General features: G+C 54.3%; 7 protein-coding genes. 5 read left to right on the top strand and 2 right to left on the bottom strand.

The features are described from left to right. Positions 1 to 44: 44 nt before the first annotated feature. A complete protein-coding gene (locus tag CRP01_RS14120) occupies positions 45 to 2,768 on the bottom strand; it encodes a tetratricopeptide repeat protein (protein ID WP_099150698.1) in 2,724 nt (907 codons plus the stop codon). Positions 2,769 to 3,184: 416 nt separating this feature from the next. Here CRP01_RS14120 and CRP01_RS14125 point away from each other — a divergent pair, with 416 nt between their 5' ends. From CRP01_RS14125 to CRP01_RS14140, 4 genes are all read left to right on the top strand, one after another. Continuing rightward, entirely contained in the window at positions 3,185 to 4,057 is an 873-nt protein-coding gene (locus tag CRP01_RS14125) for an SDR family NAD(P)-dependent oxidoreductase (RefSeq protein ID WP_099150699.1), read from the top strand. A gap of 31 nt (positions 4,058 to 4,088) precedes the next feature. Beyond that, the gene (locus CRP01_RS14130; RefSeq protein WP_099150700.1) at positions 4,089 to 5,819 is read left to right on the top strand and encodes a malonate decarboxylase subunit alpha; all 1,731 of its coding nucleotides are present in this window, start codon (positions 4,089 to 4,091) and stop codon (positions 5,817 to 5,819) included. Between the two features lie 24 nt (positions 5,820 to 5,843). Further along, complete coding sequence (gene ggt, locus CRP01_RS14135) at positions 5,844 to 7,535, top strand: gamma-glutamyltransferase (RefSeq protein WP_099150701.1); 1,692 nt, start codon at positions 5,844 to 5,846, stop codon at positions 7,533 to 7,535. Positions 7,536 to 7,690: 155 nt separating this feature from the next. Beyond that, positions 7,691 to 8,233, top strand: a complete 543-nt coding sequence (locus CRP01_RS14140; protein ID WP_099150702.1) for a hypothetical protein — start codon at positions 7,691 to 7,693, stop codon at positions 8,231 to 8,233. A gap of 1,073 nt (positions 8,234 to 9,306) precedes the next feature. Here the strand turns inward: CRP01_RS14140 and CRP01_RS14145 are convergent. Then, positions 9,307 to 11,655 (bottom strand): serine hydrolase, encoded by a 2,349-nt coding sequence (locus CRP01_RS14145; RefSeq protein ID WP_099150703.1) that lies wholly within the window; start codon positions 11,653 to 11,655, stop codon positions 9,307 to 9,309. A 302-nt stretch (positions 11,656 to 11,957) separates the two neighbouring features. Between CRP01_RS14145 and CRP01_RS14150 the strand changes: the two genes are divergently transcribed. Beyond that, complete coding sequence (locus CRP01_RS14150) at positions 11,958 to 12,662, top strand: 3-keto-disaccharide hydrolase (RefSeq protein WP_099150704.1); 705 nt, start codon at positions 11,958 to 11,960, stop codon at positions 12,660 to 12,662. Positions 12,663 to 12,665: the final 3 nt, after the last annotated feature.

The following is a 12,665-nucleotide window of genomic DNA, read 5'->3' on the forward strand; positions in this document are numbered from 1 at the left end:
ATAAAAAAAGACTATTTTTTTGTGAGCTTAGGCCGGGATCAGGATTAATTTTCGTTAGCCGTCCGGTATTCCGATGGAGAAAGACCGTACTGCTCCTTGAAACACTTGGCGAAATAAGACAGATGATTGAATCCAGACTGGTAGGCCGCTTCCGTGATCTGGATCCCGGGCTGGAGCAGGATCTGGGCGGCCCGTTTCAGTTTGATGGAGCGGATGAATTCACTGGCCGACTGATTCACCAGCGCTTTGAGCTTCCGGTGTAACTGCATCCGGCTCATTCCGATCTCCCGCTGCAGGTATTCCACCGTAAAACTTTCGTTCTCGATATTTTCCTCGATGATCCCGATCAGTTCCTGCAGGAATTCCGCATCGTGGTCGTTCATGCTCACCGATTCCGGTTGCAGGACGACCTCCCGGCTGAACTTCTGTCGCAGGAGATCGCGCTGGGACAAGAGGCTGTTCACCCGGGCCGTCAACTCATCGATGCCGAATGGCTTGACGAGATACTGCTCGGCTCCGGTCTCAAACCCCTTGATCTTGGTGGCCCCATCGTCCCGGGCCGTCAGGAGCAGAATAGGAATATGGCTGGTCCGCTGATCCGACCGGAGTTTTTTGGTCAGCTGGAGGCCATCCATTTCCGGCATCATCACATCCGTAACGATCACATCGGGTACCTGCTCCCGGGCCATTTCCAGCCCCTGCCGGCCGTGTACCGCTACCAAAAGTTGGAATTTATCCGCCAGTTGGGCACTGACGTAGTTGCGCAGGTCCGCATTGTCCTCTACCAACAGCAGCAACGGCAGGTCCGCCACCGGCGGCTTATCGGTAGTCGTCAATTCATTACTTACGGCCGAGCCCACTTCCGGATAAATCGCATTCAGCTCCGGCAGTACCGACTCCATGGCGATTTCCTGGTGCTCACCATTTTTCATTTCCAGCGGGATGATCACCGTAAAGGTGCTTCCCTTCCCGGACTGGCTGTCTACGGAGATCTGTCCTTCCTGCATATCGACCAGTTCCTTGATCAGGGCCAGCCCGATCCCGGTACCCTCGTAGGCGCGGGTAGACGACTCATCTACCTGATAAAAGCGTTCAAAGATCCTTTCCCGGTCTGCCTCCGGGATCCCGATCCCCGTATCGGATACGCTCAGGCGCAGCAGGCGTCCGCCCTCAATGGCGACGTGGATGGTTACTTTTCCACCTTCGGGCGTAAACTTGAAGGCATTGGACAGCAAATTGTAGATGATCTTTTCCAGCTTGTCTACATCAACGGCGGCAATATAATCCCGCTCCGGAATGTCCATCTGGAAATGAATGTTTTTTGATTCCGCCAATGGCAGGAAAGCCCGGGCGATATTGGAGATGTAACTGGCCAGTTCGAGATCCCGCTTTTCTACCTTCATCAATCCGCCCTCAATGCGCGCCAGATCCAGTAATTGGTTAACCAATCGTAACAAACGCTGGGCATTGCGGCGCATCATGCCGATCTCTGCCTTGGGAATAGCGGGCCGCTCCTGTTCCAGCGGCGCCAGGATGAGGTTGAGCGGTGTACGGAATTCGTGCGAGATATTGGCAAAAAAGCGCGACTTCATCTGATCCAGGTTCTGCTGCTCCTTTAGGTCGGCCGACAGGCGGAACTGCTGGTTTTCCAACTGTAATTGTCGGTTGCGTTGCCTGAGCTTATAGCGGTTGAACAACAGGTAGGCTATAAACAAACCCGGTAACAGCAGCGCCAGCAGGCCGATGATCAACCAGCGCTGTTGTTTCAGGGCCGCTTCCTGGGTATCCAGTTCCTTTTGCTGCTGATCGACTCCGTAACGGGTCTGCATTTCGGCAATCTGCTGGGACAGGGCATCGGCCTGCAGGCTATCGGAGAGATCGCGATAATTATGAAAGTAATCCAGGGCCAGTTCCGTATTGCCGAGGCTGGCGTGGATGAGCGGTAAATACCCGAGGACCTGTGACCGCAGCCGGTCCGATGCGATCTGATCGGCAATTTCCCGGGTCTGTTCCGCGTATCCCAATGCCTCCTCGTACTCCCCCATTTCGATGTGCAGGGCGGTGAATTCCAGATAAGAGAGACCGATATTCCGGAGGTTGCCGACCTCCTGATCAATGATCCGGGATTTTTCGTAGTACTCAATTGCCTTATCGTACTCTTTCTGGATCCGGTAGACCAGGCCGATATTGTGGTAGCTATTGGCCATTCCCTGCCGGTTATTGAAAGCCGTGTTGATCTCCAGGGATCGCTGGTGGTATTCCAAAGCACGGTCGTAGTCCCCCTGATCGTGAAAGACATTGCCCATGTTGCCCCAGATCGATGCCTTCAGCGTATCGTAATCGTGCGTGACGGCCAGCTCTTCTGCCTGCCGGTAGTAGTCGATACTCTGATCCAGCTGCAGTTGGTAGCGATAGAGTACGCCCATATAGACCAGCATGCGGCAGACCTGTTTGGTGTCTCCTTTTTGTTCAAATAAGCGGATGGCCGCCAGCCCGGACTGCGTTGCCGCCACGTAATTTCCCTGTTCGGCGTACAGGCGGGTGAGTATCTTATTGGCGCTGGCCTGTTGATCCGGCAGATCTAGTTCCGTTGCTTTCTCCAGTGCCCATTCCGCCAGTTCCAGCGCTTCTACCGGTTGGGTGCCCCAGAGGGCCGACGCCCGGTCTAGGGCCGCACTGAGACTATCGGCATTCAAATTCGCCTGCCCCAACAGATAAATGGGAAGGAAACAACAAACCAGTAAGAGAGGGTGCCACCTGCGATTCATACTACTGAATTAGGTTTAAGCCAATTAGCAAAACGTAGCGGACTCGGGGCAATTTGATAGAGCAACCTAAAGGGTTGGCCGCACTAGTGGGGCGGCACTGCAATGGATTTTCCGAAAATTCACTAGTAAAGTTGTCGAATTATGCGGAAAATGCCAAACCCTGGCCGGTGGATTATTGAACAGCCTCTATACGGCGGTTTTGTAGCCCCGGGCTGTATCCGGACCAAAAACTGAGGTTCTGTACGCCAACCACGATAGCCAGTCGGCCGGCGCGGGTACTTAGGCATTGCTCTTCCACCGCACTTATTCCCCGGGCTTTTTCCGCCAAATCACCGGATACCCGAAGCGGAGATGATTTCCATCATCATCATTTTCGCCGATCGGACTTATCTTAAATACCGGCAAAACACGGTACTATGAGAACGGCAAAGAACATCCTCCCTCTAAGTGGAAAGGTCGCCTGGATAACGGGTGCTTCTTCCGGAATCGGAGAACAGTTGAGTTATCAGTTTGCAGCCCGGGGAGCCGCCCTGATCCTTTCTTCCCGCAAACGGGTATCCTTGGAAGCGGTGCGGTCCAGAGCACAGGAATTTAAGGTCGAAGTCCGGATACTCCCTCTGGATCTCGAACGGCTGGAAGAACTCCCCAAAAAGGCCGAAGAAGCACTCGCTTTTTTCGGCAGGATCGATTACATGGTCCACAATGCCGGGGTCGGCCTCCGCGATTTTGCGCTCGACACCGATCTGGCCACCGATCAAAAGATCATGAATACCAACTACTTCGGCCCCATGGTCATCACCAAAGCGGTAGTGCCCGATATGCTCCGACGAAAAAGCGGCCACCTGGTCGTGATCAGCAGTTTATCCGGAAAATACGGCGTACCGCGCACCTCCTCCTACGCGGCTTCGAAGCACGCCGTCCAGGGCTTTTACGAAACCCTGCGGAGTGAGATTGCCGGTTCCGGGGTGAAGATCACCATCATCGTACCGGGTATTATTCAAACCCGGATCACCGCCCATGCCCTGGACGGAGGCGGTCATTTATTCGGGCGGGTGGAACAGACCTTCCAAAGCGCCTATCCGGTAGAAAAAGCGGCGGGAAAGATCCTGCAGGCCGTGCTCCGGGAGAAGGAAGAGGTTTTCGTCGGCGGCACGGAAGGGATCACCCTGATCATGAACCGCATCTCTCCCTGGTTCCTGCGCCGGTTTATCCGGAATCACCCGATCAAAAGGTTGCGCAATCTGAAAAAGAAATTATTTCCAGGGAAACGGCAGTACGCCGAGACCTGAGAGACTGTTCCAAACCATAAAACACCCCACCATGAACTGGATAGAAAAATTTAAATGGATCTTCCATATCCTCCGTTGGCGACTGTCCTGGTCCCGGCGTGACCTGGATTACCGCCCCCCCGGATCAGATCCCGACAAATTCCTTTCGGCCCGGGAAGCCGCCGCCCTGATCAACGACCACGCCGTCGTCTTTTCCAGCGGCATTGCCGGTAATGCCCGTTGTTCCGTATTTTTTTACGCCCTCCGCGATCGCTTTCGCCAAACCGGCCACCCACGGGGCCTGACCTGGATCAATGCCGGTGCCCAGGGTTCGCGCGGACGGGTGCCCGGAACGGTAGAAGAGATTGGCCTGCCCGGCCTGATGAGCGCTTACCTGACGGGCCACCTCGAAACGGCCAAAGCCCAGCTCAAGCTGGGTGCCAAAGGAGACCTTGAACTCTATACCCTACCCCAGGGCATTATCTCTTTACTCCTGGAAGCCCAGGGACGCGGCGAACGGGACCTGCTCTCGGATGTTGCATTGAAAACCTTTATGGATCCGAGCTGCGGGACCGGTGCGGCGGTTAACTATACGGCCGGTCAACAGTTTGTCCGGCGGGAAGGGGAAAACCTGCGTTACACCATGCCCCAGCCGGAAGTAGCCCTCATCAGCGCACCCTACGCCGATGAGTTTGGCAATATTTATTTCAAAAATGCTTCCACGATCACGGAAAATCTGCCGTCGGTTCGTTCGGTCCGCCGCCACGGCGGCCGGGTGATGGTAGCCGTTTCGGAGATTATCCCCGCCGATCCGCAAAACATCAGTATTCCCAAAGGCTGGGTAGACTACATCGTGGTCAATCCCTATAATGAGCAAACCATCAGCGTACCCCAAAAACGATACTGGCGCATTTTTACGCCCGAAGGCCGACCGGACGTCCACCGGGCTGTAGACCGACTCAAATTCATCAATACCTTCCTGAAGATCACGCCGGTGCGCACTCCGGTCGGGCAGATGATCGCCCGGCTGGCGTCCAGTATATTCGCCCGGGTCGTTCCCAAGGGCGGTATGATCAATATCGGGGTCGGATTTCCCGAAGAAGTCGCCCGCATCATCGTCGAGCACGGTCGGGAAGAGGATTACATTTTCACCACCGAGGCCGGATCGTACGGCGGTTTGCCGGCTCCCGGCATCTTTTTCGGCGCAGCTATCCATCCCCAACATCTGGAATCTTCCTCCCGGATGTTCGAACGGTACCACGACCACCTCGATATGGCCGTACTCGGCTTCCTGCAGGTAGACAGCGACGGCAACGTCAATGTATCCCAGCGGGGTGAGCAGGTGACGGATTACGTTGGGCCGGGTGGTTTTCCCGATATCGTGCACGGTGCGAAGCACATTATCTTTATCGGCAACTGGATGCATCCCTGCGGCTTTGTCCTGAAAGACGGCCAGGTAGTGATGACCGGTAAGGGTAAACCCAAATTTGTCGATCACGTCCGGGAAGTTACCTTCAACGGCCAGCGAGCACTTGCAATGGGTAAGGAGGTCTACTACGTAACCGATGTAGGCTACTTCAAACTGACCGACCACGGATTGCAACTGGTGGCGTGTTTCCCGGGGATCCGGATCCAGGAAGATATTCTGGACGTCTCCCGGGCGCGGATCTATATACCTCCGGGCAGAAAGATCCCGGTGATCGACCCGAAAATCACCAGTGGCGTTGGTTTTGAACCAAGTATACCGCCTTTTCGTTTGGATTCTGTATTACCTTTAGCGTAGAACACAATCCAAACCCATACTAGTATGAAAAAATTTGTCTTCAGCTTCCTGCTGACCTCAGCGGTCGTATTCGTTTTTGCCCAGGATCGCCTTACCGGAAAAGGTTTCGCTACCCGCTCGGAAGTGATCGCCCAGCACGGTATGGCGGCTACCAGTCAGCCGCTGGCCACGCAGGTAGCGCTCGATATTCTGAAAAAAGGCGGCAGCGCCATGGACGCGGCCATTGCCGCCAATGCTGTACTCGGACTGGTGGAACCGGCCAGTTGCGGCATCGGCGGCGATATATTTGCCATCGTGTGGAACGCCGAAGAGGAGAAATTATATGGTTTTAACGGCAGCGGTCGCTCCCCCGCCTCCCTCTCGATAAAATATTTTGAAGAGCAGGAGCTCCAATATGTGCCTTTTCTGGGGCCACTTCCCGTATCCGTTCCCGGCTGTGTGGACGGCTGGTTTGCCATGCACGAAAAATTCGGCAAACTACCGATGAACGAGTTGCTGGCGCCGGCTATCGGCTACGCTCGCGAAGGCTTTCCGGTATCGGAGGTGATCGCCTTTGAAATGGCATCGGCCTACGCCAGCCGGCAGGATCTGCCCGGTTTCAGCGAAACCTACATGCCGGATGGCCACACCCCGCGCAAGGGTGAGGTATTCAAAAACCCGGATCTGGGCAACACCTACGAACTGATCGCCAAAGAGGGGCGGGACGCTTTTTATAAAGGCGATATCGCCCGGACTATTGACCGCTACATGAAAGAAAACGGCGGGTTTCTTTCCTACGAAGACCTCGCCAACCATCGTTCCAACTGGGTGGAACCCATCAGTACGAACTATCGCGGCTACGAGGTGTGGGAATTACCACCAAACGGACAGGGTACTGCAGCCCTGCAGATCCTGAATATCCTGGAGGGTTACGATATTTCCTCCATGGGTTTCGGCAGTCCGGAATACCTGCACGTGCTGACGGAAGCGAAAAAGCTGGCGTACGAAGACCGGGCCCGCTTCTACGCCGATCCGGAATTCAACCGCCTGCCCACCGAGGAGATCATTTCCAAAGCCTACGCCAATGAGCGACGGGGGCTGATCGACCTGGACCGCGCCGCCCGCTCCTACCCCGCCGGTGAGATCGAAGCCGGTAATACGACCTACCTGACCGTAGCGGATAAGGATGGTAATATGGTTTCGCTGATCCAGAGTATTTACGCCGTCTTCGCTTCGGGCATGGTACCGGATGGACTGGGTTTTGTGCTGCAGAACCGCGGCCAGATGTTCAACGTCCAGGATCCGGATCATTTCAATGCCTTTGCTCCGGGCAAACGACCTTTCCACACCATCATTCCCGCTTTAATCACGAAGGACGGAAAACCCTGGATCAGTTTCGGACTGATGGGCGGTGCCGTTCAGCCGCAGGGGCACGCCCAGATCGTAGTCAATCTAGTGGATTTCGGAATGGGGCTGCAGGAAGCCGGTGACGCCCCGCGCATGCGCCACAGCGGATCATCCCAGCCGACAGGTTCGGAAATGACCGATGGCGGTACGCTCAATCTGGAATCCGGTTTTTCTATGGAGACGCTCCGCGAACTGGTCAAAAAAGGGCACAACATCTCTTTCGAAGTGGGGATCTACGGAGGCTACCAGGCCATTATGTTCGATCCGGAGAGCAGGGTCTATTTCGGCGCATCGGAATCGCGGAAAGACGGTCAGGCGGCCGGGTATTAAGGGTCTACTATACCGGATAAACTGCCCCAAAGCCCCGGCGAAGCGACTTTAAACATTCCTTAACGGCCGGGGCAACAATCTTCCGGGCGAATAAAGCATTGGATTAAGGAAGATCTTAATCGGACAAAAGACCTACTCCAAAAAACCAGTGAAACATGTATGTATACCGATCTTACGGGCTGTTGGGCCTGTTGAGCCTCTTATTGCTTGCCGGATGTAGTAAAGACGAAGCGCTGATGGTTCTGCCGGAACCGGAGCCGGTCGCCATCCGGACTTTTCCCAATGCCGACGAGCAACTCTGGCCGTATTTCGAACGCTTTGAGCAGGAAGCCGCCCGGCGCGGCCTGACCGTCGACCTGAAAGTGGCCAACATCGAAGGCCTGCTCGAAGAGATCCACGAAGAGAATGTTTTGGGGGAATGTAGTTACAGCCCACGTTTTCCGGGGCGGGTAACCATTGACCGGTCTTTCTGGGAGCGGGCCAATGACCGTGGCCGGGAATTTGTGGTGTTCCACGAACTCGGGCACTGTGAACTGCTGCGCGGTCATTTTGAAGGCACTTTCGCGGACGGTACCTGCGAGAGCCTGATGCGCAGCGGTGTGGAAGGCTGCCGGGATAACTACCGGGAGGCGACCCGCACGGCTTACCTCGATGAGCTTTTTGATCCGGCGCGAATGGGAGATTGGTTTGACCAGTAACAAAAAAAAAGAGAAGACCTTCGGAACGGAGGTCTCCTCTTTTTGGTCGGGGTCTTTACTTACAACTTACCGAAGTAAGCTGTAAGTAATGGGCCCCTTACGGGAGGGCGCCGGAATGAATTCCGACTGGTTTTCCCAACCTGATCGCTTTCCGGCCGTCCAGCCGAAGCCAGACAATTCCGGGCTTTCCGTGAAACAGTAGTCTGCCTTGCAGCAGCGGGGCATTCAGCTCTTCATTACGAATAAATCCAAGCGGATTGCACTACCATTCAACTCCACGGTCGTTCCGGAGAACCGTATGTCTTTGAATTGATATTCGGATCGCAGTATTTTGTAAGGCCCGTTTTCGTTCCCGTGGAACGCACCGTTTTCACAACGAAACATCCGCTCTATTCACCCTATTTTCCAGTACATCACCTCCGCACTTTCCGGTTTTCGGAATCAACGGTTTTCGGTCGATCGAAATAATACCCGATCTTTCCTAAACCTATCCGAAATGGTCCGTACTTCAACTGATGCGTGGTCCAACAGGCTGAATTGATTAGAGCATCCTTAGGTTGCTTATCCGGCCTCGTCCATTTGGAAACGCCTGGTTTCCCTACACTACAGATCCATCAATTTCAAAGAACATTACTGGCACCCTTTTGCATCGTGACTAGCACAAGCGCGGGGCAGTTTTAACCCGATCCGTCTGTTTTTACCGAAAGTAAATTCATTCGAACCGGTACGATCAATCGGTATTAATTTGGATTAACACCTGGTTGAAATTGCGATCGTTGTTTACCCGTGTGTTTCAATGATCGCGGATAACAAAGATGAATCATTATTGGATAAGATGCAAGTTTGCCAAATTTTACACCACCTTAGTTATCAACATCAAAATGTTATTCTATAAAATAAGTTAATTAACGAATATATAGTTCACAAGCGCAGTTCGGATTAAAAATCAGCAATTGTGGAAAACGCTGTGGATTAGCGTGGAGAGGTTTTTCCATTTTTTTTAATTTTTTTTTGCTCCAGGCTTTCCCGTATCCGTTCCCGGTGGTCTCATCCGATATTCTCCTGCAGTTTTACTATTGTAACTGTTCAAATTGCACATTCATGATCGGATAATCCCGCCACGCACCGTAATCAAAATGCCACCATTCGAAATCATAAACCGAAAATCCTTCCGCTTCCATGGTCTCCCGTAGCAATTCCCGGTGCCAGCGTTGCAGATCCGTTCCACCGACATAAAATGGATAGGAACGTTCGGTCATTTCGTCGTAACCGGCCAGCATGGTGATGACTTCTCCCGTTTTCAGATCGTACAGCGTAAGGTCCACCGCACAACCGCGATTGTGCCGGGATCCCTTCTCCGGATCGGCTACGAAGATCTTTTTGTCTTCCGGCGTAGCTTCCCAGAACATTTTGGTGACATACCAGGGCCGGTAAGCATCGTAGATCAGCAGTCCGTATCCCTGTTCCTGCAGTTTTTGGTGAGCGCGCACCAGTGCTTCCGCCGCCGGACGCTGCATAAAGGCCCGGGCCTGCCGGTAAAAGGTCGTCCCCATGAAATTGTTGGTACCGGCGTAACGGATATCCAGCTTGATGGAAGGATCCAGATCCGTCAGCTCCACCAGGTCCGATTCCGTTTTGGGATCGGTTTCTTCGGGTGGTCGGGCGGCCAGCGCCATCTTACGCAGCTCGGCCGACCCCAGTAAGGGTTCGATCTGGAAGGTTTCCGCCGCCTGGATGTGTTGCCGGCGCGGGAATCCGACACTGTGGGGGATCTCGACCAGTTCCGCGATGCCCGCATCGTTTCGGGTAAATTTCAATTGCTCCCCGTGGTAAAGCCCCTCTTCGGGAAAAGCAAAGGTATTTTCATCGATCTCCTCCAGCGGATATTTGAAAAACCACTCGATCAAAGCGTGCAACTGTCCCTTTTCCTCGTAAATGAACAGCACATTATGGTCCCAGCCGTATTCGCCGATCAGGCCCCGGTATTTTTCCGGACAGGGTTCGGGTTTGGCCGGCGTGATTTGGGTGTATCGCTCTTCCCCTACCGTCAGGCTGCCGTCTTCCTGTGGGCTCAGGCGCATACCGTAGGCGAAGCGGTCGTTTACCACCAACTGGTCTCCCACTTTGCGCAGGCGGGCTTCGATGCCGTTGGTGAGCGCAAACAGGTCCTCTCCCCGGGCCTCCAGACTCAGTATTTTATCGCCACTTTGGTAGTGCCCTTCGTATTTTTCCCGCCAGTCTGCGGGGATGAGCTCCGTAGTCGGATATTCCGGCAGCGCCTCACCCGCTTTCGCGGCCTGCATCAGGTCCAGCGCATAATCCGCCAGGCGGGTAGTGATGGTATTCGCCCCGTCCGCAGTAGCGACCGCCGCCGCGCCAAGTTTTTCATCGGGCAGGGCAAACAGTTGGGTGGCAAAACCGTAAATCGCGCCGCCGTGCCCCACGCGCCGGGTACCACCCTGTTCGTCGAGGGCGAAACCCAAACCGTAATTCCGGTCGCCTCCGGACTCGAACTGCGGTTCCCACATGGCTTCCAGGGTGGCCGGCTTGAGGATGCGGCCGTGCGCTCCTTCGCCGCCATTGAACAGCACCGACAGGAATTTACCCAGGTCGGTAATGGTGGCGTACATGCTGCCCGCCGGCGCCATGCCGAGTCCGAAAGTCGGAGCCGCAAAACGGCGACCGTCATAAGACCACATCTCGCCTACCGCCAGATGGGCCTTGATGGGAGGCGTATCTTCGAAGGCACTGTTCATCAATCCCATGGGAGAAATGATGCGCTGCTGCATATACAGCGGGAAGGACTGTCCTTTCAACTTCTCCAGTACATAGCCGACCACCGCGATGCCGGCATTGGAATACTTGACGCGGGTTTCCGGCTCGTAAATAAGCGGGGCTCCATTCAAACTGCTGACCGTTTGCTCCAGTGTAGTGGTGAATCCGTGAAAATAGTGCCCCACGCGCGGTTCCCGGATCAGACCCGCCCGGTGCGACATCAGTTGCCGCAGGGTAATGGGTTGATCGTAGGGATTTTTGGGTTTAAAATCCGGAAGATAGGTCTGGACCGGCACGTCGAGATCCACTTCTCCCCGTTCTACCAACTGCATCACGGCAATGTCCGTAAAGAGTTTGGAAACGGAACCGATCCGGTAAACGGTCTCCAGATCCGCCGCTTTCTCCTCGGCGGAATCTTCCATGCCAAAACTCTGCGCCCAGATCGTCTGCTGGTCATCCACCAGTACCATCGATACGGCCGGCAGGGCCTTATCTTCCATTTCGTATTGGATCGCCTGGGTGAGCTTTTCGATGGCAGCAGTATAGGTTTCCGGATCGGTGGGGGTGCCGCCGTTTTCCCGGCAGCCATTAAGGGTGATGGCCATTAGCATCGTAATTATGGTAATTCGGTTCAATGCGAATTTCATTGGACTTTTTTTGTCAAAGATAGGAAGCAGGGGGGATGATAGGAAGTTGGGGCGCTGGGATTTTGGGAGGTTTGAAACCTTCGGACGGTGTAGTTTTTCCGATAATTGATAATTAAGTTTTAGATTGGGCTGCAGTGCGGAAATTTTTCGGCGGCTATATACGGTGTCAGAGAGGAACCAATCAGCCCCGGACGGTGAGTAGGATCGCCTAACTGCTGCTAATGCTAACTCGCAATATTTGCGGAACCAATTACACCCGAAAGACATAAAGTTTAACCTGAACTGCTATAAAATCAAATACCATGCGATATTTTCCTTTTGTAATACTCTTGCTTCTTTCCAGTATTCAACCACTACTAGCCCAGGAAGACCAGCCACTAGCCTTTCGCCCACTCTTCAACGGCAAAGACCTTTCGGGCTGGGTAGACGTAAACACTTCGGACACTACCTGGCACGTAGAAGACGGCGTCCTGATCTGCGGCGGCAACCCCATCGGTGTGATGCGTACCGACCGGCAATACGAAAATTTCATTCTCGAAGTAGAATGGAAACACATGGAGGCCGGCGGCAATTCGGGTATGTTCATCTGGAGTGAAGGCACGCCCTTCCCGGAGAAACGCCTGACCAAAGCCATCGAGGTACAAATGCTGGACCTGGAATACGCCACCATCCACAATCGGACGGACGACTACGTACACGGAGAACTGTTCCCGACCATGGACCTTACCGCCGTACCGGACAATCCCCGCGGCCCCCGCAGTAAATCACTGGAAAAGCGCTGCAAAGGCAAAGGAGAGTGGAACAAATACGTAGTGGTAGCCGTGGACGGAACGGTCAAACTATCCGTGAACGGCAAATTCGTGAACGGACTGCGGGAATCCGGCTACAAAAAAGGCTATATCTGCCTCGAAGCCGAAGGCGCGGAGATCCACTTCCGTAATATCCGCATCATGGAATTACCTGGCGGCCTGGCTACCGCGGAGCAGACCGCACCCATCCTGGAGTAAATT

The organism is Flavilitoribacter nigricans DSM 23189 = NBRC 102662, from assembly GCF_002646595.1.
In the GTDB taxonomy this organism is placed as follows: domain Bacteria; phylum Bacteroidota; class Bacteroidia; order Chitinophagales; family Saprospiraceae; genus Flavilitoribacter; species Flavilitoribacter nigricans.